The organism is Synechococcus sp. MIT2312, from assembly GCF_059772315.1.
In genome coordinates, this window is record NZ_CM186281.1 from 231,535 (window position 1) to 251,698 (window position 20,164).

29 protein-coding genes are annotated in these 20,164 nt (G+C 56.4%); 22 read left to right on the plus strand and 7 right to left on the minus strand.

What is annotated here, in order from left to right; all coding sequences use genetic code 11:
• From AC6EI9_RS01695 to AC6EI9_RS01705, 3 genes are all read left to right on the plus strand, one after another.
• Complete coding sequence (locus AC6EI9_RS01695; RefSeq protein WP_498468769.1) at positions 1-201, plus strand: hypothetical protein; 201 nt, start codon at positions 1-3, stop codon at positions 199-201.
• A 25-nt stretch (positions 202-226) separates the two neighbouring features.
• Positions 227-568 (plus strand): hypothetical protein, encoded by a 342-nt coding sequence (locus AC6EI9_RS01700; protein WP_498468770.1) that lies wholly within the window; start codon positions 227-229, stop codon positions 566-568.
• A gap of 1,072 nt (positions 569-1,640) precedes the next feature.
• Positions 1,641-1,838: a hypothetical protein gene (locus AC6EI9_RS01705; RefSeq protein ID WP_498468771.1), complete on the plus strand. Its 198-nt coding sequence runs from the start codon at positions 1,641-1,643 to the stop codon at positions 1,836-1,838.
• A gap of 208 nt (positions 1,839-2,046) precedes the next feature.
• Here AC6EI9_RS01705 and AC6EI9_RS01710 read toward each other — a convergent pair whose 3' ends face one another.
• Positions 2,047-2,409, minus strand: a complete 363-nt coding sequence (locus AC6EI9_RS01710) for a hypothetical protein (protein WP_498468772.1) — start codon at positions 2,407-2,409, stop codon at positions 2,047-2,049.
• 589 nt (positions 2,410-2,998) lie between these two features.
• Between AC6EI9_RS01710 and AC6EI9_RS01715 the strand changes: the two genes are divergently transcribed.
• The 7 genes from AC6EI9_RS01715 (at position 2,999) to AC6EI9_RS01745 (ending at position 7,436) form a co-directional block, all read left to right on the plus strand.
• Positions 2,999-3,154, plus strand: coding sequence for a DUF2256 domain-containing protein (locus AC6EI9_RS01715; protein WP_498470123.1), 156 nt, complete (start codon positions 2,999-3,001; stop codon positions 3,152-3,154).
• Between the two features lie 341 nt (positions 3,155-3,495).
• Positions 3,496-3,657: a hypothetical protein gene (locus tag AC6EI9_RS01720; protein ID WP_498468773.1), complete on the plus strand. Its 162-nt coding sequence runs from the start codon at positions 3,496-3,498 to the stop codon at positions 3,655-3,657.
• Positions 3,658-3,802: 145 nt separating this feature from the next.
• Complete coding sequence (locus tag AC6EI9_RS01725) at positions 3,803-4,783, plus strand: metal ABC transporter substrate-binding protein (protein ID WP_498468774.1); 981 nt, start codon at positions 3,803-3,805, stop codon at positions 4,781-4,783.
• 2 nt (positions 4,784-4,785) lie between these two features.
• Positions 4,786-5,526 (plus strand): metal ABC transporter ATP-binding protein, encoded by a 741-nt coding sequence (locus AC6EI9_RS01730; protein WP_498470124.1) that lies wholly within the window; start codon positions 4,786-4,788, stop codon positions 5,524-5,526.
• Between the two features lie 102 nt (positions 5,527-5,628).
• Positions 5,629-6,423 (plus strand): metal ABC transporter permease, encoded by a 795-nt coding sequence (locus tag AC6EI9_RS01735; protein WP_498470125.1) that lies wholly within the window; start codon positions 5,629-5,631, stop codon positions 6,421-6,423.
• A gap of 66 nt (positions 6,424-6,489) precedes the next feature.
• Positions 6,490-7,083: a metal-independent carbonic anhydrase family protein gene (locus AC6EI9_RS01740; RefSeq protein WP_498468775.1), complete on the plus strand. Its 594-nt coding sequence runs from the start codon at positions 6,490-6,492 to the stop codon at positions 7,081-7,083.
• A 191-nt stretch (positions 7,084-7,274) separates the two neighbouring features.
• Positions 7,275-7,436 (plus strand): DUF3721 domain-containing protein, encoded by a 162-nt coding sequence (locus AC6EI9_RS01745; protein ID WP_498470126.1) that lies wholly within the window; start codon positions 7,275-7,277, stop codon positions 7,434-7,436.
• Positions 7,437-7,458: 22 nt separating this feature from the next.
• Here the strand turns inward: AC6EI9_RS01745 and AC6EI9_RS01750 are convergent, their stop codons facing one another.
• Positions 7,459-7,947 (minus strand): hypothetical protein, encoded by a 489-nt coding sequence (locus AC6EI9_RS01750; protein ID WP_498468776.1) that lies wholly within the window; start codon positions 7,945-7,947, stop codon positions 7,459-7,461.
• Positions 7,948-8,114: 167 nt separating this feature from the next.
• Here AC6EI9_RS01750 and AC6EI9_RS01755 point away from each other — a divergent pair, with 167 nt between their 5' ends.
• The 11 genes from AC6EI9_RS01755 (at position 8,115) to AC6EI9_RS01805 (ending at position 16,816) form a co-directional block, all read left to right on the plus strand.
• Positions 8,115-9,074, plus strand: coding sequence for a permease (locus AC6EI9_RS01755; RefSeq protein ID WP_498468777.1), 960 nt, complete (start codon positions 8,115-8,117; stop codon positions 9,072-9,074).
• A 16-nt stretch (positions 9,075-9,090) separates the two neighbouring features.
• On the plus strand, positions 9,091-9,780 hold the full coding sequence (locus AC6EI9_RS01760) for a TIGR03943 family putative permease subunit (protein WP_498468778.1): 690 nt from the start codon (positions 9,091-9,093) through the stop codon (positions 9,778-9,780).
• Complete coding sequence (locus tag AC6EI9_RS01765; protein WP_498468779.1) at positions 9,777-11,162, plus strand: hypothetical protein; 1,386 nt, start codon at positions 9,777-9,779, stop codon at positions 11,160-11,162. Before AC6EI9_RS01760 ends, AC6EI9_RS01765 begins: the two co-directional genes overlap by 4 nt.
• A gap of 27 nt (positions 11,163-11,189) precedes the next feature.
• Positions 11,190-11,891: a metal ABC transporter ATP-binding protein gene (locus AC6EI9_RS01770; RefSeq protein ID WP_498468781.1), complete on the plus strand. Its 702-nt coding sequence runs from the start codon at positions 11,190-11,192 to the stop codon at positions 11,889-11,891.
• Positions 11,884-12,675, plus strand: a complete 792-nt coding sequence (locus AC6EI9_RS01775) for a metal ABC transporter permease (protein ID WP_498468782.1) — start codon at positions 11,884-11,886, stop codon at positions 12,673-12,675. Before AC6EI9_RS01770 ends, AC6EI9_RS01775 begins: the two co-directional genes overlap by 8 nt.
• 52 nt (positions 12,676-12,727) lie before the next feature.
• Positions 12,728-13,621, plus strand: coding sequence for a metal ABC transporter substrate-binding protein (locus tag AC6EI9_RS01780; RefSeq protein ID WP_498468783.1), 894 nt, complete (start codon positions 12,728-12,730; stop codon positions 13,619-13,621).
• Positions 13,622-13,671: 50 nt separating this feature from the next.
• On the plus strand, positions 13,672-14,853 hold the full coding sequence (locus tag AC6EI9_RS01785) for a hypothetical protein (protein WP_498468784.1): 1,182 nt from the start codon (positions 13,672-13,674) through the stop codon (positions 14,851-14,853).
• 318 nt (positions 14,854-15,171) lie between these two features.
• Positions 15,172-15,360: a hypothetical protein gene (locus tag AC6EI9_RS01790; RefSeq protein WP_498468785.1), complete on the plus strand. Its 189-nt coding sequence runs from the start codon at positions 15,172-15,174 to the stop codon at positions 15,358-15,360.
• Positions 15,361-15,460: 100 nt separating this feature from the next.
• A complete protein-coding gene (locus tag AC6EI9_RS01795; RefSeq protein ID WP_498468786.1) occupies positions 15,461-15,643 on the plus strand; it encodes a hypothetical protein in 183 nt (60 codons plus the stop codon).
• A 277-nt stretch (positions 15,644-15,920) separates the two neighbouring features.
• Positions 15,921-16,526, plus strand: coding sequence for a cyclic nucleotide-binding domain-containing protein (locus AC6EI9_RS01800; RefSeq protein ID WP_114992061.1), 606 nt, complete (start codon positions 15,921-15,923; stop codon positions 16,524-16,526).
• Complete coding sequence (locus tag AC6EI9_RS01805) at positions 16,526-16,816, plus strand: hypothetical protein (RefSeq protein WP_498468787.1); 291 nt, start codon at positions 16,526-16,528, stop codon at positions 16,814-16,816. Before AC6EI9_RS01800 ends, AC6EI9_RS01805 begins: the two co-directional genes overlap by 1 nt.
• Here AC6EI9_RS01805 and AC6EI9_RS01810 read toward each other — a convergent pair whose 3' ends face one another.
• The 3 genes from AC6EI9_RS01810 to AC6EI9_RS01820 form a co-directional block, all read right to left on the minus strand.
• Positions 16,817-17,392, minus strand: coding sequence for a ferritin (locus tag AC6EI9_RS01810; protein WP_498468788.1), 576 nt, complete (start codon positions 17,390-17,392; stop codon positions 16,817-16,819).
• Positions 17,393-17,574: 182 nt separating this feature from the next.
• Positions 17,575-18,216, minus strand: a complete 642-nt coding sequence (locus AC6EI9_RS01815) for a helix-turn-helix domain-containing protein (protein ID WP_498468789.1) — start codon at positions 18,214-18,216, stop codon at positions 17,575-17,577.
• Between the two features lie 151 nt (positions 18,217-18,367).
• Positions 18,368-18,562, minus strand: coding sequence for a hypothetical protein (locus AC6EI9_RS01820; protein ID WP_498468790.1), 195 nt, complete (start codon positions 18,560-18,562; stop codon positions 18,368-18,370).
• A gap of 154 nt (positions 18,563-18,716) precedes the next feature.
• On the opposite strand from AC6EI9_RS01820, the gene AC6EI9_RS01825 reads away from it, so the two are divergent.
• On the plus strand, positions 18,717-19,544 hold the full coding sequence (locus AC6EI9_RS01825) for a dehydrogenase (RefSeq protein WP_498470127.1): 828 nt from the start codon (positions 18,717-18,719) through the stop codon (positions 19,542-19,544).
• A 3-nt stretch (positions 19,545-19,547) separates the two neighbouring features.
• On the opposite strand, the gene AC6EI9_RS01830 is transcribed toward AC6EI9_RS01825, so the two are convergent.
• Together AC6EI9_RS01830 and AC6EI9_RS01835 are read right to left on the minus strand one after the other, a co-directional pair.
• Positions 19,548-19,829, minus strand: a complete 282-nt coding sequence (locus AC6EI9_RS01830; RefSeq protein WP_498468791.1) for a hypothetical protein — start codon at positions 19,827-19,829, stop codon at positions 19,548-19,550.
• Complete coding sequence (locus AC6EI9_RS01835; protein ID WP_498468792.1) at positions 19,826-20,071, minus strand: hypothetical protein; 246 nt, start codon at positions 20,069-20,071, stop codon at positions 19,826-19,828. Before AC6EI9_RS01835 ends, AC6EI9_RS01830 begins: the two co-directional genes overlap by 4 nt.
• Between the last annotated feature and the right edge of the window lie 93 nt (positions 20,072-20,164).

The following is a 20,164-nucleotide window of genomic DNA, read 5'->3' on the forward strand; positions in this document are numbered from 1 at the left end:
ATGAACTTGCATGATCCCCGCTGGATCCTGGTGGCCTGGGCGGTGGTGGCTGTTGCTTCTGCACTGCGCTTCTGGCGGCTCACCGGTCCGTTCCGCTCCAAGCTGAAGGCTCAGCGACGGTTGGAATCGCTCAATCCTGATCAGGCGCGCGCCTCTCTTGAGAGGTCCTGGCTCAAAAACGACACCCGTAACCATCGCTGAATAGCATCGGTGGATGCCCGATTCGATGTCATCTCAGCAGCTGGAACGGGAGCTGAATCACGCTCGCGCAATGGGACGCTGGCTCAGTGACGACGAACTTGAGCAGCTTGAGCACGAGCAGCGGTTGACCCGACAGGAGCAGGAGCAGGAGTCACAACGGCGTCTGAAGCTTGGTCTCTTCACCGTTGTCTGTGTGGTGATTCCTCCCCTTTGGCCTCTCGCTCTGGGACTCAGCCTCTATTTGCTCTTTCCCCAGACATTCCGCCGATTGCTCTGGTTCGCCGGAGGCAGTCTGTTGTTGCTGGCTTTGTTGGGTGCCGGCGTCAGCATCGCCGTTGTGTCGCTGCTTTGGATGCTGATCAGCTGACCATTAGAGGCTGAGAATCAACCAGGCCAGAGAACATCCCACGAGCAACGAGAGGATGCCCAGGAGAGACCTCCAGAAGCGTGGATCGTTGGTCTGAAACAAGGGTTCCCTGGACGGTCAGGTCAGCCTGATCGATCTATTATCAACCTGTTTGAGCAAGTCGCTGCGCAGTTTGAAATATTGGTCGTCGAGATCCCTCAATGTGAGCATCGATCGATACGCAGCCTCAGTGATGCAGCTATGCAGCTTGGCGTTCAGGTAAAGCTCAACAATGTGGAACTGATCCTTCCAGAACCCTAAGCGCGCTGCTCAGGCAGTTGTGGGGATCAGCAGGTCCATTGGACACTGAAAACAGGTGATTTTTAGGCAATGAAGGCCAAGACTGGCGTCATCATCCATTCGCTGCGATCAACCGGGGCATGTCCTGTTTGAGGACCCAGCTCGTTGCCGCGTTCTGTGTCCTGGGTTGTCAAGAGCACGATTGAACTGCTCGATCTGGAATTGCTGCTCAGTTGGTCAGTCGGTCTGTTGCGGTGCAGGGGATCTGCCTCAGGTTCGGGTTCAGGCTCTGCCAAAGCCCAAAAACACCACCACGAGGATGACCAGCAAGACCAGAACAATCACCGGGGCGCTTCAGCGAGATTCCTCCACATTCTTTCAATCTGAAGCACAGAGACATCGCTTTAGAGGTGATCGACTTGGACTTGGCTGCGTTGCGTTCCAGAAGGGCTTGCTGCGCCGGTCGTTGATCTGATCACAACCCTCGTTGGAGAAAAATCATGGGGTTGTTTGCCGTCATCAGGGAAAACGAATTTGGATCTGACCAATCGCACCCATCAGTTCATTGATGATTCGATAATTGCTGGCAGGATTCAGCGTTCTTGATCAGATGTCGTTCAGTTCAATGGCTCATGATGAACCCTGTTGATTGGTCTGCTTGATCACACTTTTGTGTGAATCATGGCCTGATGTGACTCGAATCTTACTGAAACCTTAAGCTCCGCTGAAAAAGGGCAGGTTGGGGCTTCATCGAAATCACGGCTTCGTTAGCTTCTTGCAAGACAATGGCGTCATGCCTGCTGCAGACAGCGAAGGAGCCAAATTCATGGCCAATGAAGAGAGCACGAAGTCCAGGGATTTCATTGTTGTAGGTGGAAGGCGTCGCTGGTTTTCTGTGCCAGACAAGGATGAGCGCTTTACTGAGCTTCAACAACGGGTCATCCAGGAGCGAGACCTTGCCATCCCTGAAAGACCTCCAGAAGTGGATTGACATTAGTCATCCTTGAATCAACTGATGCATGATTTGACAACCTGCTGAAGCTTTTTCGACCAGCATGAGATAAGCGTCAAAAATATTTTTCAATTCTCATCATTTTGGTCATGTTGTTGAGACCCAACCTCTGATGTGATTCAGGTCCTTTACAGATTCATGGCATACCAATCGATCCCTCTGGCGTTTTGAGTTCTGCTTTATTCGGTCAGCGTCGGAATCCCATCTGTAATTCAAAAAACTCCACTGGAAAAGCCCTCAGGGCAGGGCGCAATGTCTCAAGCTCTTCACGAGAACCATGCACTTCGAGCTTGGTGAGTTCACAGATTTGCAGAAACGTCTGAAGCAGCTCACCAACATTTTCCAGATGAGCCAGTGCACCTGCTGCGCCCCGGTAACCTTCGCGGCAGTGGAGGATCTCACCTGCTTTGGAAAAGCCGTAGTAAATGCAGAGGGATTCCTGGCTTGAACGATCCACAAACTGTTGACACAGTTCCATCACCTCCTGCTCGCGTTCAACGGGAACGCGGAAGTAGGGATGTATCGAGACGCATGGATCGTCAAGAGTCATTGTTGTTGGATCAGCTTGCTCCCTTGATTAGCCAGATAGAGCGTTACTGGTTAGATGACGATGCTGACGGAGCCCGACTCCCGCTCTCTCAGAGTTGTTGTGGCCATGTTCATGTGCTCTGGCTGAAACAAAGCGTCGACCAGCCCGGTTGGCATCCTCAACGGACCGGTAATTGCCAACATGGGTGTAATCGAGGCCATCGCTGGTTGCTGACACTGAAAACAGGTTGTTGGTCACGCGCTGAACACTCCAGTGCATGAAGCAGGAGGGTGCCGAATGATGCAGAGCCATATCACGCCAGAAACAGAATGTGTTCAAACTATGACCAATGTCTTGAGCCGGTTCAGCAGCTTCTTAAATCGCAAATAGGTATTTATTTTTCCTAAAGAATTTGTCCTTGATTGTATTGGGCTCAGTCAATTCTTGCTTGATGCTGTCGACGTCGATCCTGATTTGATCTGATCTGGTTGGATCAGGGTCTTGGATTGCCAAGCAGTTGCTCTAGGTTTTGATTCGGTTTTAGGACTGTTTGTGATCGTTGGTGCTGATGGGTAGGCAGCGAACGGAGCGACCTGGCTTTGCCTCTGGAATGCGCCCGCGCGACCGCCCCACGAAAACCTGCCCAGTCTGTGGCAGGCCTTTTCAGTGGCGCAAGAAATGGAAGGATGTCTGGGATGACGTGCGCTACTGCTCCGAGCGCTGCAGGCGCCAAAAAAAATCCCCGATCAACGATCGGGGAGTCTGATGCCGGTGATTGAAAGTCCCCAACACCCGGCCCTGGAATGGTGTCGCAGCAGCTGATGCCGCCTCCCATTCACCCTCCCACCAATAGGTCTGGTGTGCGCCTTTGCGCAAGCCCCAGATCTAGTGTCGCCAGGCGGACGGATGGGTCGGTGCGTTGCCCTCTCTCGCTCTGTTTCATCGCTTGGGCTTTCTGGCCGCTACATGTGGAGTGGATCGTCGTGCGGTTGTGAGAGGGGCAGCTCAGGTCGAGCGAATACGGCTGGAACGATTGATCTGAGTCATGATGTTGGTTGAAGTGTTCATGCAGACGTTCATCTCTGTTGTTATGCATTCAAGGACACCATGTTTGAGATCATCTGTGTTCTGATTTTGCCAGTGATGTTGATCGTGTATTACGCGATTCAGCGTCTTGTTGTGCATCACAGTGCGATGGAAGTCAAACTGCTGATGCACGATCTGATCGTGGAGGCCATGAACAAGCACGATCACGACTTTGACGACTGATTACATGCTTTGCGGGGTATTGGCATCCTTGCCTGGACCGTATCTACTCGTTTGATCAGAACAGTTCAGGCAAAATCAGAAGCAAGTTTGGATGTCATTCCTTACTATGGAAATAGGACTGTGTCGCAAGGGTGAGCTCGATTTGTTGAAGCGGAGCCTGCCTCTTGCCGCTGCAGGGATCAGTCTTTTTTTGATCACGGCTGCCTGCAGCAGCTCGACTCGACTGGGGTCCACCAATGGGGTTGCCCCCTCCCAGGAGAATCGTGGCTCAGATCGTTCGGCTCGGAACGGTCGCCCCAAGGTGCTGACCACGTTCACGATCCTTGCTGATATGGCCCGCAATGTCGCTGGCGACAGGCTGCAGGTGGAGTCCATCACCAAGCCCGGGGCGGAGATTCACGGTTATGAATTCACGCCCAGCGATATCGAGCGCGCTGCCGGTGCGGATCTGATTCTCGAAAACGGACTAGGCCTAGAGCTCTGGGCCAGGCGTTTCACGGAAGCGGCCGGTGATGTGCCCACGGTGACGCTCACCGATGGCATTGAACCGCTGCTGATCGCTGAGGACTCCTACGCGGGTCGCCCCAATCCGCATGCCTGGATGTCTCCCAAGGCTGCCCAGCTTTACGTCGACCGCCTGGTTGAGGCTTTCTCGTCGCTTGATCCTGAGGGTGCGCAGCAGTACGAGGCCAATGCAGAGGCCTATAAAGGCCGTCTTCAGGAACTCGATGCGGAGCTGCGCAACACCTTGAAGGTTCTCCCTGCTGGTCAACGCCTTCTGGTGACCTGTGAAGGCGCCTTCAGTTATCTGGCGCGTGATTACGACCTTGAAGAGGCCTATCTTTGGCCCGTGAACGCTGAAAGCCAGATCTCACCGCGTCGTATGGGCCGACTGATTGAACGGGTGAAGCGAGATCAGGTTCCAGCCGTGTTCTGCGAAACCACAGTCAGTGACAAGGCCCAGCGTGAAGTTGCCAGGGCGTCGGGCAGTCGTTTCGGCGGCAGCTTTTATGTGGATTCCTTGTCGGATCGCAACGGTCCTGCAGCCACCCTGCTTGATCTGCAGCGCCACAATGTGAAACTCATTCGAGCCGGGCTGGGTTCCACCGCCGATCCAAAGCCATGACGATTCGGATCGCAGCTGATCAGCTCTGCGTTGACTACAACGGCTCCGTTGCGCTTTACGACGCGTCGCTGACGCTGCCTGCCGGTTGCATCTGCGGAATGGTGGGAATGAACGGAGCTGGCAAAACCACCCTGTTCAAGGCACTCACCGGCTTTGTTCGTCCATCCCGAGGACAGATCCGCATCAACGGCCTCAAGGTGGCTGAAGCTCAGCGGGAGCAGGCTGTGGCCTACGTGCCTCAGAGCGAGGGTATCGATTGCGATTTTCCTGTGTCTGTCTGGGATGTGGTGATGATGGGCCGCTATGGCTCAATGAATCTGTTGCGCATTCCCCGTCAGTCCGATCGCCTGGCGGTCCGTAATGCTCTCGAGCGGGTGGAACTGCTGGATCTGAGAGATCGCCCCCTTTCTGCGTTGTCCGGCGGTCAGCGCAAGCGAGCTTTCCTGGCCAGGGCGATTGCCCAGAGAGCTTCTGTGCTGCTGCTTGATGAGCCCTTCAACGGCGTTGATGTGCGCACTGAAAAGCTGATGGCCGAATTATTTCTGCAGCTGCGCAACCAGTCCTGTTCAATCCTGATCTCGACTCATGACCTCAGCCATGTGCGTGATTTCTGTGACCTGGTGGTTCTGATCAACAAGACCGTTCTGGCCTACGGAGAAACATCGGAGGTCTTCACACCGGAAAATCTGTCGCTGGCGTTCGGTGGTCTTCCACCTGATGTGCTGAGGGGGCAGACCCAGTGATCTTCAGCGACTGCAGGATGGCCTGTTTGCTGCACCAGCGCAGGGATCAGAGGAGTCGCAAAGTTGCCTGACGTCCTGCTCGAGCCTCTGCGTCATGACTTCATGGTGCGCGCACTGATGATCAGTGCACTGGTTGGCGGAGTCTGCGGTCTGCTCTCCTGCTACATGACGCTGAAGGGATGGGCCCTGATGGGTGATGCCGTCTCCCATGCCGTCCTTCCCGGTGTGGTGCTGGCCTATGCCCTGGGATTGCCTTTTTCCTTAGGAGCCTTTGTATTCGGAGTCGGATCGGTGGCCACCATCGGTTTTGTGAAGCAGAAGTCGCGAATCAAGGAAGATACGGTGATCGGCCTTGTGTTCACAGGCTTCTTCGCTCTTGGTTTGGTGCTGGTCTCCAAGACGCGCAGCAATATCGATCTCACTCAGATTCTGTTCGGCAACGTGCTGGGCATTTCCGCGGCTGACATCCAGCAGACCTGGATGATCTGCCTTGTTGTTGTGGCGCTGTTGCTGCTGTTCCGACGCGATCTGTTGCTGTTCTGCTTCGATCCCACCCACGCCCGCTCGATCGGAATCAACACCGGTTTTCTCCACTACCTCCTGCTCTCGGTGTTGTCGCTTGCGGCGGTCGCCGGCCTGCAAACCGTTGGCATCATTCTTGTGGTGGCCATGCTGGTGACACCGGGTGCAACGGCCTATCTCCTCACGGATCGCTTTGATCGCATGACCTGGCTGGCGATCGGCAGCAGTGTGCTGTCCAGTCTTCTGGGCGTTTATCTGAGTTACTGGACCGACAGCTCCACGGCTGGTTGCATCGTTCTGGTTCAGACCGGTCTCTTCCTGCTGGCGTTCCTGCTGGCGCCGCGTCACGGAATCTTCTGCCGACCGTCCTCCTGAGGTTCGGCCCCGACTCAGTGCGAATTCAACGATCTTGCTAGGCAGCTTTTAGTAACGACACTTTCAATGACTTTGTTGCGACGTTCATCAGTTGCCGCTGCCGCTGTTGCGGTTTCATCCCTTGTTGGTGTGCAGGTTCATGCCAAGCCTGTGGTTCAGGTTTTCAACACTGGTATCACTGAGGCTGAAGTCGATCAGATGCAAAAGGGTTGGTGCGATGCCGTGCTGGCCATCAGTGCGGCATATCAGGATGGGGGCTATGACGCTGGCCGAGCCAAAGCAGCGGCTGTGATCGATTCGGCGTACGCCTACGACTACGGACCGGTCGCTTTCAAACCCACCTATGCCACTGGAGCAGGCACATTCCGCACAACCCGGGACGGGGCTCTGGCTTACTTTGTCGGTCCAGACCCTTCCATCGCCCTCTACCGAGGCAAGAAACTGGGATTCGCCACTTATCGCCACTGGGTCAAGTGCGAAATCAAAGACGAAGTGGTGCAGCTTTTTGGTAACACTGCAAACACCATGGGTCAGGTGATCCTCACCGACTCCGACGGTCAAACCGCTGAGCCTGAGAAGACCTGGACCTTCCTGCGTGAAATCGATGGCTCGATTCGCATCGTGCTGCATCACTCGTCAGCACCATTTGATGCTCGTTAGTTCGTAAAGGGCTGCACAAAGGCTGGGCTGATGTTGGAGAATGAATCAAACACATCTCGTTGTCCAGCCTGATGCTCCTCTCCAACCGATCCGTCGTTCGGGGTTCCCTGGCCGCACTGGCCGCACTCACGCTCATGGGAGCACAATCGGCCCGGGCCCACCATGTCCCTGGCGACGACCACACCGGCACCATGCTGTCTGGTCAATCCTCCAGTTCGCCCCAGGGCCTGAAAGCCGTGTTCAGCACTCAAGCTGAGGCTGAAGCCGCCGCCCCAGGTTTCAATTGCACGGGGGCTCACAAGATGGGTAATCAGTGGATGCCTTGTTCGTCCCATGGCTCCGGCGTCCACTGATCGATCTTGCCGCTTCGGGTCATCAAAGCAACGATGGCCTGAGCCGGCTTGGCCGATAGCTGAGCAGAAATTTCTGATTCTCGGCTCTCACTGCAGTGATGCAGTCTTCATCTGTGTTCCAGATCCAGATCTGTTGAGGCAGCTGATCTGGTTGTTTGATCGTTGTGCTGACCGGCGAGCCATAACGGGTTCTGAGCCCTGCCAGCACTTCCGTCATTGAATTGCTGGGCAAGCTGTACACCAGTTGTTCCAGCCCTTGGTTGCCAAAGCGAAGATCCAGCTGTTCAACCGGAATGTCACCGATGTGCTGGTTGCTGACGCGATAAACGGCTGACGAATCCGCGTCCAGAGAGCGGGCTGTCTCAAGAGACACCTCAAGACGCTGTTCGACGGTCGAGCTGTCCATGCCCCACTGCAAACCAGAAATGCAGGCCATGGCTTCAGCGGGAGACCAGAGCACGGTGGCTGCAATCAGCAAACTCAGCACCCATTGCAGCGAGAGTCGCACCATGAATCCCAAGACGACGTCTCTTTTTGGACGTTAGTGGTGATGCATGCGGCTGTCTGTTCTCTTCCGGTGGTTCACTCACCCAGCAGAGTGATGTCGACATTGAGAACGTTGCTTCCTACGTTGAGCAGCAAACCAAGAACGGTTGGAGCTGAAGTGCTCAGGGCTGAATGACGCGTGTCGCAACCGGTTGGGCCATCTTCCAGGGTCTGCTGATCGAGGCACTTCCCTTTTTGATGCTTGGAGTCACCATCGCCGGCCTTGCGCGCTGGCTGGTTCCCCAGTCGGCCTGGGTTCATCGTCTGCCACGGAATCCCCTGCTCGCACCAATGGTTGGAGCCTTGCTCGGATTTGCGCTTCCGGCCTGTGAATGCGGCAATGTGCCAGTGGCTCGTCGCCTCCTGGCCAGCGGCGCGCCCCTCGGTACCGGATTCGGCTTTCTTTTCGCGGCGCCTGTTCTCAACCCCATTGTTCTGGCCAGCACCTGGGCGGCATTTCCGGATAAAACCTGGTTGCTTTGGGCCAGGCCTGCTGGAGCTTTTGTGATTGCACTGGCTCTGAGCGCTCTGCTGGGGCTGATTCCTGAATCCCGTCTGCTTCAGGGCGCACTGCTGGAAGAGCGCAGGCTCAGTCAGCCCCTGTCGAGCATCGGGTTGCTCGAGCGCCGCACAGGACTGGTCGGTGCAGGTCCGGCCAAGCCTGAAAGGCAAGCCCAATCAACGGCCCTTGTGCCGCGTGAGCTTCTCTCCCACAGCACCCGGGAATTCCTCAGCCTGCTCACGTTGTTGGTGCTCGGCAGTGCTCTGGCCGCCGTGGTGCAGACCTGGCTGCCGCGCAGTTGGCTTCTGGCGCTTGGCAGTGCGCCAACGCTTTCGGTCCTTGCCTTGATGCTGCTGGCGTTGGTGGTCTCGGTGTGTTCGAGTGTGGATGCTTTTCTGGCACTCGGTTTTGCCGCCCAGGTCACTCCAGGAGCATTGCTGGCCTTCCTGTTGCTTGGACCGGTCGTTGATCTCAAACTGGCCGGATTGTTCACCGTTCTGCTCACGCCGCGAGCGATTGCCATCACAGCGCTGTCTGCATCTCTGATGGTTCTGCTGATCGGCCAGTGGGTGAATCTGATTCAGCTCTGATGGGGTGTCTGCTGCGATGAGATCCTTACGTCATCTGCGTCGGGCCGCTGTTCTCCCCCCTCTGGTGCTCACGCTCTGGGGTTGGGTGCTGGTGTGGAGCAGTCTGTCTTCCCGCTTGGATCTGCTGCTGAATTCGGCATTTCACCCGGTGGTCGCTGTTGCCGGTGTGGTGCTGATGCTGGCTGGATTGATCCAGCTGAGGCTGGTGGGTCGTCGTCGCCTGCCTGTTGCCCCTCTCGGCTGGCTGTTGTCTGCAGTGGTGGCGTTGTTGATCTTGCTTCTGCCTCCTCGACCATCGTTCAGTGACCTTGCTGCGAGCCGTCCGGACAGTCTTCCTGCGGCACCAAGTCTGAGCTTTTTCCTGCCTCCGGAGCAGCGCACGCTGACGGAGTGGGTGCGGCTACTTCGCAGTCAGCCTGACCCGGAGTTGTACGCAGGAGATCCGGTGCGGATCAGTGGTTTTGTTCTGGATCGACCCGGTGAACCCTTGCAGCTGGCTCGCTTGACGGTGCGTTGCTGCCTCGCGGATGCAACGCCAGCAGGGCTGCCCGTGGACTGGCCAGCTGAGGCGAACCCTCAGGCGGACCAATGGTTTTCGATCGAGGGGACGATGATCGTGCAGGAGCGCAATGGTGTGCCGCTCAGTGTGGTGAAGCCGACTCGGATGACATTGATTCCAAGGCCTGAACGCCCGCTCGAGCCATGACCTTGTCGGCTTCATCGGTGCGGCCGCGGCTGTTGTTCGGATGCCTTGCGGCTCTGGCCGGACTGGCTGTGGTGCAGCAGCAGATCCTGCTGAGACGACCACCTCGGCTTCAATCCGTGGCCATTCAGCCGCTGCGATCAGGAGCCGCTGCGCTGGATGTGATCTTCAGCAGGCCGATGGATCGCGACACCGTCGCAGCCAGTGCACTGGCTCCGGATCTTCCGCACAGCTGGTTCGGTCGACAGGATCGTCTGCGGCTTCTGGTGGACTCCGGCCCACCGATTGCGGGGCCTCTACGTCTGGATCTGCTGGGTCAGGATCTGCGGCAGTTGCCCCTCAAGAGGCAAGTGGTCTGGTGGAACCCCAGGCCCCACCTTCTTGCAGTGGTGCCCAGCGGGGATGGAGAACGCTTGAAGCTGCGCCTGCGAGACGGACGATGGCAGTCGCTTGCACCGGTGCAGCAACGCATTCTGCAGATTGAACCACTGGGCAATGGCTCCGGTGTTGGACTGGTCAGCGACGACAGTGAGGCACGGCAGCGGGTGCTGCTGCGTCAACTGGATCAACAGGCTCTGAGCATCCGTGAGCAAGGTCTTGGTGATCCAGTGCTGGGAAGTCTTGAGGAGCTGGAGTCCGGAGACTCGGGATCGCTGCTGTTTGCTCATCTGAGCAGTAATCAACTGGGTGAATTGCTGGTTCAGCTCGGGGGGTTTGAGCCAGACAGTGATCGCGTCTGGATTCAGTCCAGAGGCCAAGCACGACGGCTTCTGGAGTTGAAGGCCAGTGGTCCTCTGCGTCTGCTCCCTGATGGCAATGGACTGGTGTTGCCGTCCTACGACGGTTTGGAGTTGCTGCCCCTCAATCCTTCCCTGGATGGAGGATCACGGCAGTCACTGCCTGGTAGTCGGGAGGTGAAGGCCTTCTGCTCCGGCTCCGGGCGAGCTCTGTTGGTGCGTCACTGGCCTGACTACCGCCGATCCCTTGAGCTGGTGATTCCGGCCCGGCCTCCACAGCAGGTTTGGCTGGGTGAGGCCGGGGTGATGGCGGCAGCCTGCGATAACGGTGGCGAGCGCCTCTGGCTGGTGTTGCGGGAAGCCGGCCTGCGCACCGAGGACGTGCTCCTGCAGCTCGACAGCAAGGGGCAAGAGATCCGTCGACGCTCCCTGGGTCCATGGCGATTGAGCTCGGGGTCGGAACTGGACTACGACCCCGTGAGTGATCAACTGCTCACAGTGGTTCAGAAGCCTGCCGCAGATCATGGACGAATTGCTCTGATCTCCGGAAGCACTCTCAACCTCGAGGTTCTGGAGCAGCCGGCGGTGCTGGCGCGCTGGCTGCCTGCTGGAGGAGCATTGACTGACTTTTCAAAGCCATCTCGATAAGTTGACTGAGAATCGTTCTCACTGCCCATGAGGGTGGCTCCCCTCGTCGCGCAAGGTCTGTCTGTCGCCTACGGCGATCGCGTCGTTATTGATGATGTGTCGTTGACCCTGGAAGCCGGAACGCTGACGGCGCTGGTCGGCGCCAACGGTGCCGGCAAATCCACCTTGCTGCACTTGCTGCAAGGCCGATTAACCCCCTCTGCCGGCAAGGTCGCTTGCGACGGCATGCCGATTCAGAGCTGCCGTGATCAGGTGGTGCTGATGCCGCAGCGGGGCAGGATCGACTGGTCTTTCCCCATCACGGTGCGTGAGTTTGTGGCACTCGGGGAGATCGGTCACCGTTCCTTTGGTTGTTGCGACAGGGAGGCGGCATTGCAGCGTGTCGGTCTGGAAACGCTGGCGACTCGTCGTTTGGATGCCTTGTCGGGAGGTCAGCAGCAACGGGCCTTGCTGGCCAGAACGTTGGTGCAGCCGTCTCGGGTTCTGTTGCTGGATGAACCCTGCGCCGCGATTGATCCGCCCTCGCGAGAGCAGCTGCTTGCACTGATGCGTCAACTCGCTGATTCAGGTCACACCTTGTTGGTGAGCAACCACGACTGGGGTACCTCCCTGGATCTGTTCGATCGCGTGATTGTCCTCGATGTCGGCGTCGTGGCGGATGGTCGCCCCGAGCAGGTGCGTCGCAAGCTCAGCAGCCAGCCTCAGCATCGGGAGTACAGACATGAGTGAGCTCGATCTCTGGTTGGTGCCGCTGCTGATGGCGTTGCTCATTGGGGTGCTCTGCCCTGTCACCGGCACGTTGCTTGTGACACAACGACGCGTTTTGCAAGCGAATCTGATTTCCCATGCTGTTTTGCCGGGCGTTGCCATCGCGGTGGCATTCGGTTTGGACCCAGCCATCGGGGGCGTGATCAGCGGGTTGCTGGGTTCACTGGCGGCTGAGCGCATGCAGCGGGAGCAACCGGCTGGACAGGAAGCCGTGGTCAACACGGTGCTTGCCGGTTTTCTCGGTCTGGGTGTGCTTTTGATTCCTGTCTTCAACATTCGCCTTGATCTGGAGGCGCTGCTGTTCGGCGATTTGTTGATTGTCGACTGGTCAGACCTCTACAGGGTTCTTGTGGCCGCTGCCGCGATGGCGTTGTTGCTGCTGAACCGCTATCAGCAGCTGGTCTTTCTGGGTGTTGATCCAGAGGGTGCCCAGGCTTCTGGCATGTCGGTGAGGAGCCTGCAGCTGGTGCAGGCACTGGTCACCTCCATGGTGATCGTGAGTGCCATGGCTGCTGTTGGGGTGATTCTGGTGATTGGCCTGTTATGCGCACCAGTGCTTCCGGGGCTGTGGCGAGTGAAAAGTCTGCGTGCCGCAATGCTGCAGTCGGCGCTGGTGGGTCTGTCTCTCAGTGCCGTGGGCTTCCTGTTGGCTGTTCCGCTCAATCTTCCTCCAGGTCCCCTGATCGGCGTTGTCTGCATGGTTTTGCTCTGCCTGCCCAAGTTGCGACCAGCCAATCCAGCCTGACTTGCATCAGCAGTGAGAATGATTATCATTCCCGGAGAGATTTTGTCGCACCTTGCTTTTTCCTCTGGTCACGGCAGCAGCAGGAACCCTGCTGGCCGCTGCATCGTCAGCTCCAACGGTTGTTGCAGTTGACGGCGTTCTTTGCGACATCACCAAGAAGCTGGTGGCTGATCAGGCCCGTGTGATCTGCCTGATACCGCCGGGTGCAGATCCGCACACCATGGCCCTGAGGCCTGCTGATCGCAGCAATCTCAGCAAAGCCAAGCTTGTGCTTCTGAACGGCTACAACCTCACCCCCGCTCTCAAGGGTGTGAAAGCCGGTGGTCCTGTGGTCTCCGTGGGTGAAATTGCGGTTCCCAGCAATCCCTTGAATGACCCGCATCTCTGGCATGACCCTGCCATTGCGGCATCCATGACCAATGCGGTTGCAGTCAGGCTCAAGCCGGTGTTCAACGGAACTCAGGACGCAGCGATTGATCAGAGGAGGGCTGCCATGGATTCAGTGCTGGGTTCGCTTGGGACCTGGACTGGCCAGCAGATCAAGACAGTGCCTGCTGAGCAGCGCGTTCTGATTACAGGCCACCGCGCCTATTCCTTCCTGGCACGTCGGTTCGGCATTCGCGAACTCCCCGTGATTGATGAGTACGCCACCGGCGGCCGGATGCGCCCGTCCAGCCTGAGTGCCATCAGCAAGGCGATCAAGAAGTCAGGAACCAAGGTGATCTTCCCCGAGGCGCTGCCCCCGTCCAAGACGATGCGCCGGATCAGCAAGGCCAGTGGCGTTCCTCTCGCCGGCAAGCCTTTGTTTGCAGATGGCCAGGCTCCAGGAAAAAGTCTTGTGCAGACAGCAACCGGCAACATCTGCATCTTCGTTGTAGCCCAGGGAGGACGTTGTGATGAAAACGGCGCAGCACAGCTTCAGGAGCGTTGGGCCTCAATTCGCTGATTGATTTGCACACTTTTCTGAATTTTTTGGATAACTGAATTTCTGATCCGATGATCTTTTCTCGTCTTTCGTTTCTGAATGCCGCTGCCGGTCTTGCCTTCTTGCTGGCCGGTGATGCTGCAATCCGCGCGGTCCATGCCCATGGCGGACATGGTGGTGGTGAACAAGTGCCCGAAGGTGAATTCCGGGCCACTCCGGTGATCACCATTGAGGGTCATGGAGGAATGGAAACCAACCTCGATGGCAAGCCTGAACACTACGCCATTGATGGTCAATTTGGTTATGTCTTCGAATGGGGACTGCCCAACAACGGTGTGTTTGCCATTGAAGGATCCATTGGACCTTCTGCTGTTTATGGAGAGGCTGAACACTTCTACGGAGTGGTTCATGCCCATGGTAACGACGATCACGATGACCATGATGATCACGATGATCACGATGATCACGATGATCACGATGATCACGATGATCACGATGATCACGATGATCACGATGATCACGACGATCATGATGACCATGGCCACGATGACCATGAAGATCATGGCCACGATGATCACGACGATCATGGCCACGACGACCACGATGATCACGACGATCATGGCCACGACGACCACGATGATCACGACGATCATGGCCACGACGACCACGATGATCATGGTCATGCGCATGAATCAGGTGCACCGTTCAAGCGCACCGACGTCAGGGGCTTCCTGGCAGCCCGTTATCAACCCAATGAAAAGTTGGCTGTCCAGATCGAATGGATGCCCTACTACGTCACTGGTGAGGGTGAGGAATTCGGTGAAGGGCTGAAGAATGAAGTGGGCGTCAGTGTCAACTATGCATTTGGTGACGGCGATGTGAACTTCGCGTTGGGTGATGGACTGGAAGATGTGATCGACGGTGTGTTCATTTCCGTTGAAAACCGCACTGGTTGGGAATCCGACAGCACCTACATCGGTAATTACACCGACGTCTGGCCTGGTTTTGGTTTCAATGTTGACCTGCTGAACATCACGCTTTCGGGTGGTCCGCGTTTCTATGTGCCTGGCAGTTACTCAGGTCTGTCCTCCCGCACCGACTGGGGTGGTGAGCTTGAGCTTGAATACCCGATCACAGACACCATTGCGCTTTTCGCTCACTGGGAACCTGTGTACAGCTCTGAAGATTGGGGCTCTGAGGGTGGCAAGGGCTGGAACCACCACATCGGCACTGGTGTGACCTTTTCGTTCTGATCGATGGAAGGTTGTCGATCTCATCTTGTATCGACAATCTTTTTCGTTTGGGTCCGCTGCATCAAAGCCCTGTTCAGATGATGTCTGAACAGGGCTGATCGTTTTCCGGTTAAATATTCTAATTTAAGGCTTGTTTTACTGCTCGCTGTCTGACTGATTGCCTGCAATTTCAGCTGGCTTTTTTGATTTGCATCCACATGATTGTGTTGATATCGACCTTGATCAATGTTTCCAGATGTTCTTGCGTCAGAGCTCGAGCATCGTTTTCTCGACCCTGGAGTGTGAGTTTGGAGAGTTGACCCATGCACCAGTTCTGTAATGCAGCTGCCTGTGCTCTTCGACACCCGTGATGGCATTGTTCAGGCAGATCCATCGAGCTGGATTCAGTTCGATTTGTCTACTTCTGCGAGCGAATGTATGTGGATTCAAGCTCAACACCCGCATGTAGCGAAATGCACCGCTGCACTGTTCCAGTATCAAATGTGTGAATTTGTTTTTGTTGATTGAGCGCTTTTTCGAGTTGCTGTTGTGAGTCGTTGATCGTCATTCTGATTTCAGCGAGAAGGCTTCTCGCTCAAAACGTGATTTTTTGGGTGGATGATGTCTGGTGGTCGGCATTCTGCGCGTGAATGCCTTGTTGGCAGATTCAATGCTGGAGAGTGCAGGCCTCAAGGACCGGTCTGGAGAGCTCTCCAGGACGCTGCGCTCACGACCGCGAGTTGCGAGTTCTCTTGGTGTTGCTAAGGGAGCTTCCGATGGTGTTTTGCAGACGCTCGAAGGCCATATGTAAAGAGGTGCTACGGCTGATCGACAGCGTCTGGCCCGGCTTCAACCCGTGCTGCCCCTAGCGAACCGATGGGCGCTCTGATTGCGGTCTTTGCAGCTGTCCAGTGGGATCTGGTCGGTTGCGCTGGTGCCATCTGTACCTTGCAGGCCACGTCTTGTTGGGTCTTCAGGTAGCAAATGGCTCAAAGGAACCCCCTACTGCTTCTGAGAATCGCTTGCATGAAGGCAAGTTTTGCTTCTAGAGTCGAGATCGATTCTCAATAGCAGGACGTTTTCCGTCCATGACACTCTCGGCTTACCGGTTTCTTCCCGATGCTCCCGTGGCATTGATGACGATGCCTCGCCACCAGACCGTGTTGATCGACCCGGCTTCTGCTGGCCAAGGCAGCATTCTTGAGGTTCATGAAGGCTTTTGCCGCGTCTATTGCCCCTGTGAGGAAACAGAGGGCATGACTCTGGCTTTCCTTCAAGCAGGTGATCGCCTGAGGACTGATCGCCTCTGCAGCGAAGGCATCTGCGTCGAAGCTCTCACTGATCTTCGCCTCGCCCGCAGCGTTTCGTCCGACGATGAAGTCGGCATGGACGCGGTGAACGAGTGGACGTTGCAGCTTCTGCGCATCCGTCACCTTGGACAGGCTGAGCAGAGGCTTCATGCTCTCTTCGCACTGCTGGTCAATCGCCTCGGCAAGCGTTGCAGCGATTGCTTCCAGCTGCCTTTCCGATTGACTCATGACCGTCTCGGAGAACTGATCGGAGCCACGCGCGTCACCACGACCCGTCAGGTGTCCAAGTGGAGAAATGTGGATCAGATGAACTGTTCTGGTGGTGAATTCACCATGAACTTCTCGATCGACATGATCAGCACAGCACCTCTGACCCATCTCTGATGGCTGTGATTCACCGCCAGGGCAGCAATCTCATGGCAGAGCTCTGTCGTGATGCAGAGCGCTGCTCGAGGCGGAGTCTCCAGATCAGTCAACAGTGCAATTTTTGCCTGAATCAGAAGTTGCTCAAGCGATTGCGTTCTGAGCAGTCTCTGATTGCACGACGCCTCGAGCAACTTCAAAAGCTGATCGCAGGTATCGATCGCGAGTCTGTGGTTGATCCACTGGCATTGGATTTCGCCAGTGAAGTCGCCCGGCGGGCGATCTTGAAAATTCGCTCCTTGGCGAACTGATCACTGAAGCTGGGCAGGGTGTGCGACACCTTCCTTCAGTTCGTTGTCGATGACCAGTAATGCGGCGGCATGGCCATCGGCGAACTTGGTCCTTCCGAGCAGATGAGCGGCCTCATGTTCAGCTTTGATCTGACCCTCCACCATCGTTTCGAGGAACACGGTGCTGCGTGTGTCGCCAACGCGTTCTGCTGCCATCAGGAGTTGTTGGAGCGACGTCGTCACGTCCCGTTCCGTCAGGAATGCTGTGCTCATCACGTCGAGCACTGACTCCCAGGATTGATCCGGAGCTTCGAGGGCATGCAGTTCGGGCGTCTGTGCTCTGGCAATCAGGTAATCAGCAACTTTGGCTGCATGCTCTTGTTCTCCTCCTGCCTCATCGTTGAAGTGTCTGGAGAAACCGCGTAATTCCCGTTCTCCCATCCAGATGGCAGCACCGAAATAGGTCGCATGGGCCTGGCGCTCCATGTTGAAGTGCGCCTGAAAGGCCTCCAGTAACGACGGATCCATCGGCTCCGCCATGGCCCGACCGGAAGGGCCAACCGGGAGTTGGACGCGCTTGGAGGGGTCTGAAAGCATGGCGAGGGACCGCTTATGTATCAAATGTACATGAGTTGTCGAGTCTTTCGATGGCCGCTGGTGTCGTGATTGATCAGCGCTGTATAATGAGATGCATTCTCAGCAGCCTGGATCGTGACGGTGCATCAGCCTCAGAAAAAGAAAGGTTGTAAGAAGTCCAAATGCTCGAAGTGGAAGGGTGGTCAGTGCAAGTGCGGTCGAGGTTGAGCGAAGAGCTCATCCTGTTTGGCTTGGAGTTGAGCCAGATTGAGCCGCATCGTTTTCGTCACTGCATCCACGTCGATCAGCTTCTGGCGTTGCATCCAGCCAAGGTGTCTGCTGATGGTGGGTCTGGTGCTGCTGATGATTTCGCCGATGCGTCGGTGGGATAGGCCGGAAATCAGGGTCTGTTCACCATGGCCATCTTGATCGCCTTTTGATTTGGCAAGCAGCAAGAACAGCTTGATCAATCGTTCAAGGCTGTCTGCAGGCTGCTTGATTTCGTAAAGGTTGAGAATCCAGTTTTCCAGGAAATGGTTGGTATCAACAGGTTGATCTTTAGGGTTGAATTCAACTTTTGATGTTTCAAGGGCTTCAATCATCAGCTTTCGCTGGTTATTCCAAGAAAATGAACTGCTGGTTCCAGCATGAATTAAAGCAAGTGTGGATTCGGTCGCATTATTTCCAGTGTCGTTGACGCAGTACAGGCGAATAAAGCCATCGATTATTTTCAGTTGAAAGCTTCTGTTTTCGCTCTCATTCGTGATGATCCTGTGTTGGCTTGACTTCTTCAGTGCGATGACCGATGTGACCAGTGTTGTCAGATTTTTTTCAGCCTGCGCCATATCAGTTGCTGGTGCATGATTTCAGAAATGCACCTTTAATTGCTGTCGTTATAACAGTGCAAGCGTGCCTGTGATGCGTGTTGTTTGATACGCCCTCATGGCGGTTTGGGTGAAGCGCGAGCTTGGCTGTAACCGATGCGAATCAACGGAATCAGATCCTGACCTTGCCCACTTCTGCGCGAAGCGGTGCGTTTCCTGTGCTGATCAGAATCGGCTGGCGGGTGAAGATCTCCACGCGGACCCCGCTCCGTGCCACAACGATCAAGGTCCGGCTGACGGCAAGCACTGAGATGACAAGGGCGCCGGGCCAGATCAAGGCCATGAACAGCGCGGTCAGATCAGCCATTGTTGTCCGGTTGCGTTATGCCCTTGAGATAGCAATGTTCGTCTTGATCAAGGGTTGCTTGGATGGCTCCAACCCCTCGTTCAGCCATGCGGAAGGAGCAGGGGGGTGACGGATTGGGCCAAGCCAGGCAGCATGGTCAACCATGTTGAATCCCATGCGTCGCATCGCCTGGCTCCTCGGGGGCGCTCTTCTTCTTGCCTCTCCCGTGTCAGGGGCCGGGTTGATGGAGCTGCTCGACAGCATGAAGCCGGCGCGCCCTGAGCCTTCCAGGCTGCAGCTTCCGCCGCTTCCGTTGAAGCCTGGCCGCGGCAAGAACTGGGTCGGTGACCGCATGCCCAAGCAGGGGACCCCGATCCTGGTTCTGGCCGGTCATGCTGATTCCCAGCGGATGTATGGCTCTGGAACGCCAGGCTGGGCAGTCGGCGTTGCCGGAGCCGCTCCGATGCAATCGGGAATGACGGATGAGCTCTACTGGAACCTGCGCACCGCCAGGGCAGTGGTGGCTGAGGGCAAAAAGCAGGGTCTGAACATCACCTTCTATGACCCCGGTGTGCGCACCATCCGTAACGTTCAGGATCCCCGCACCAACTGGTCCGTGGGGCAACGGCATGCTTCAGAGGGGGGCTACGTGGTGGAAATCCATTACGACGCCTACTCACCCCATGGCATCGGTGCAGGAATCATCCCAGCCGTCGCTTTCGGGTTTTCCGTGATGGACGAAGCCCTGGCCAAGGAATTCGGTGCCTATCCCTATGACTACAGAGGCATGTTGGGAGCACCTCGCAGGGGGGTGTCGATGTTGGAAATCGGCATGCTTGAGGGGGCTCTGGAGCGAGGACTGCGCGATCCACGACAACGCAAGCTGACCCTGGACAGGATCGCCAAACGTGTTGTTTCCGCGTTGCGAGAGGGATTTGAACAAGGAACCTCCCTGAAAGCGATCTGCCCTCCAACGACGGGAATCGCAGCGTATTGCCGTTAGCGCTCAGAGAGTGGTGTTCAGGTAATCCTCAAGCCGGTCCTTGGGGATGCGCTGATCGGAAACGGCGTTTCCCACCGGCAGAAAGACGGGCATGGTGAGTTGTCCATCGATGACCAGGGGAATCAGCGGCTGACGATCCACCCGCATCTCGCCGCCGATTCTCTGAACGCAGAGCAGCTCAAGAACCCCATCGTCGTGCTCGCGCTGGTACAGACGAGCATTCTCAATCGTGGCCAGGTTGCAGGGAGCGAAGCCATGGTTGGCGACAACATCACTCAGCCTCAAGCTTCAGTGCCCCCTGCTCTTGAGACCACGAGCAGACCCATGCTCTGTCGGATGCGGGGCGAGATGGACCGAATCGATTGTTCGAGAGCGAGTGCCTGATGCCATTCACCGGCGGCCTGAGCTGCATCCTGCTGATCCCACAGTGCAAGGCGTTCACTCAGCAATTGCAGCAGTGATTCAGAGTCGTTGATCGTGTTGGTTCGGTTGTTGTTTTGCGTATTTTGCATATTGATACTGTCCATGATTGAAACCAGAACATCAACTCAATGAAGGGTGTGATTGCCGAGCTGAGTTGTTCGGTTCACCGCTTTGATCTTTTGGCCTAAAACTGCAGC

Bases quoted from the DNA above. Each gene is read 5' to 3' on its own strand.
- AC6EI9_RS01805 (WP_498468787.1), top strand. From the start codon at position 16,526: ATGGCTGTGATTCACCGCCAGGGCAGCAATCTCATGGCAGAGCTCTGT.
- AC6EI9_RS01705 (WP_498468771.1), top strand. From the start codon at position 1,641: ATGCCTGCTGCAGACAGCGAAGGAGCCAAATTCATGGCCAATGAAGAG.
- AC6EI9_RS01745 (WP_498470126.1), top strand. From the start codon at position 7,275: ATGCTGTCTGGTCAATCCTCCAGTTCGCCCCAGGGCCTGAAAGCCGTG.
- AC6EI9_RS01750 (WP_498468776.1), bottom strand. From the start codon at position 7,947: ATGGTGCGACTCTCGCTGCAATGGGTGCTGAGTTTGCTGATTGCAGCC.
- AC6EI9_RS01755 (WP_498468777.1), top strand. From the start codon at position 8,115: ATGACGCGTGTCGCAACCGGTTGGGCCATCTTCCAGGGTCTGCTGATC.
- AC6EI9_RS01820 (WP_498468790.1), bottom strand. From the start codon at position 18,562: ATGGCTGATCTGACCGCGCTGTTCATGGCCTTGATCTGGCCCGGCGCC.
- AC6EI9_RS01815 (WP_498468789.1), bottom strand. From the start codon at position 18,216: ATGGCGCAGGCTGAAAAAAATCTGACAACACTGGTCACATCGGTCATC.
- AC6EI9_RS01835 (WP_498468792.1), bottom strand. From the start codon at position 20,071: ATGGACAGTATCAATATGCAAAATACGCAAAACAACAACCGAACCAAC.
- AC6EI9_RS01720 (WP_498468773.1), top strand. From the start codon at position 3,496: ATGTTTGAGATCATCTGTGTTCTGATTTTGCCAGTGATGTTGATCGTG.
- AC6EI9_RS01735 (WP_498470125.1), top strand. From the start codon at position 5,629: ATGGTGCGCGCACTGATGATCAGTGCACTGGTTGGCGGAGTCTGCGGT.
- AC6EI9_RS01760 (WP_498468778.1), top strand. From the start codon at position 9,091: ATGAGATCCTTACGTCATCTGCGTCGGGCCGCTGTTCTCCCCCCTCTG.
- AC6EI9_RS01710 (WP_498468772.1), bottom strand. From the start codon at position 2,409: ATGACTCTTGACGATCCATGCGTCTCGATACATCCCTACTTCCGCGTT.
- AC6EI9_RS01700 (WP_498468770.1), top strand. From the start codon at position 227: ATGTCATCTCAGCAGCTGGAACGGGAGCTGAATCACGCTCGCGCAATG.
- AC6EI9_RS01695 (WP_498468769.1), top strand. From the start codon at position 1: ATGAACTTGCATGATCCCCGCTGGATCCTGGTGGCCTGGGCGGTGGTG.
- AC6EI9_RS01785 (WP_498468784.1), top strand. From the start codon at position 13,672: ATGATCTTTTCTCGTCTTTCGTTTCTGAATGCCGCTGCCGGTCTTGCC.
- AC6EI9_RS01765 (WP_498468779.1), top strand. From the start codon at position 9,777: ATGACCTTGTCGGCTTCATCGGTGCGGCCGCGGCTGTTGTTCGGATGC.
- AC6EI9_RS01800 (WP_114992061.1), top strand. From the start codon at position 15,921: ATGACACTCTCGGCTTACCGGTTTCTTCCCGATGCTCCCGTGGCATTG.
- AC6EI9_RS01770 (WP_498468781.1), top strand. From the start codon at position 11,190: ATGAGGGTGGCTCCCCTCGTCGCGCAAGGTCTGTCTGTCGCCTACGGC.
- AC6EI9_RS01740 (WP_498468775.1), top strand. From the start codon at position 6,490: ATGACTTTGTTGCGACGTTCATCAGTTGCCGCTGCCGCTGTTGCGGTT.
- AC6EI9_RS01810 (WP_498468788.1), bottom strand. From the start codon at position 17,392: ATGCTTTCAGACCCCTCCAAGCGCGTCCAACTCCCGGTTGGCCCTTCC.
- AC6EI9_RS01790 (WP_498468785.1), top strand. From the start codon at position 15,172: ATGCAGCTGCCTGTGCTCTTCGACACCCGTGATGGCATTGTTCAGGCA.
- AC6EI9_RS01715 (WP_498470123.1), top strand. From the start codon at position 2,999: ATGCGCCCGCGCGACCGCCCCACGAAAACCTGCCCAGTCTGTGGCAGG.
- AC6EI9_RS01775 (WP_498468782.1), top strand. From the start codon at position 11,884: ATGAGTGAGCTCGATCTCTGGTTGGTGCCGCTGCTGATGGCGTTGCTC.
- AC6EI9_RS01825 (WP_498470127.1), top strand. From the start codon at position 18,717: ATGCGTCGCATCGCCTGGCTCCTCGGGGGCGCTCTTCTTCTTGCCTCT.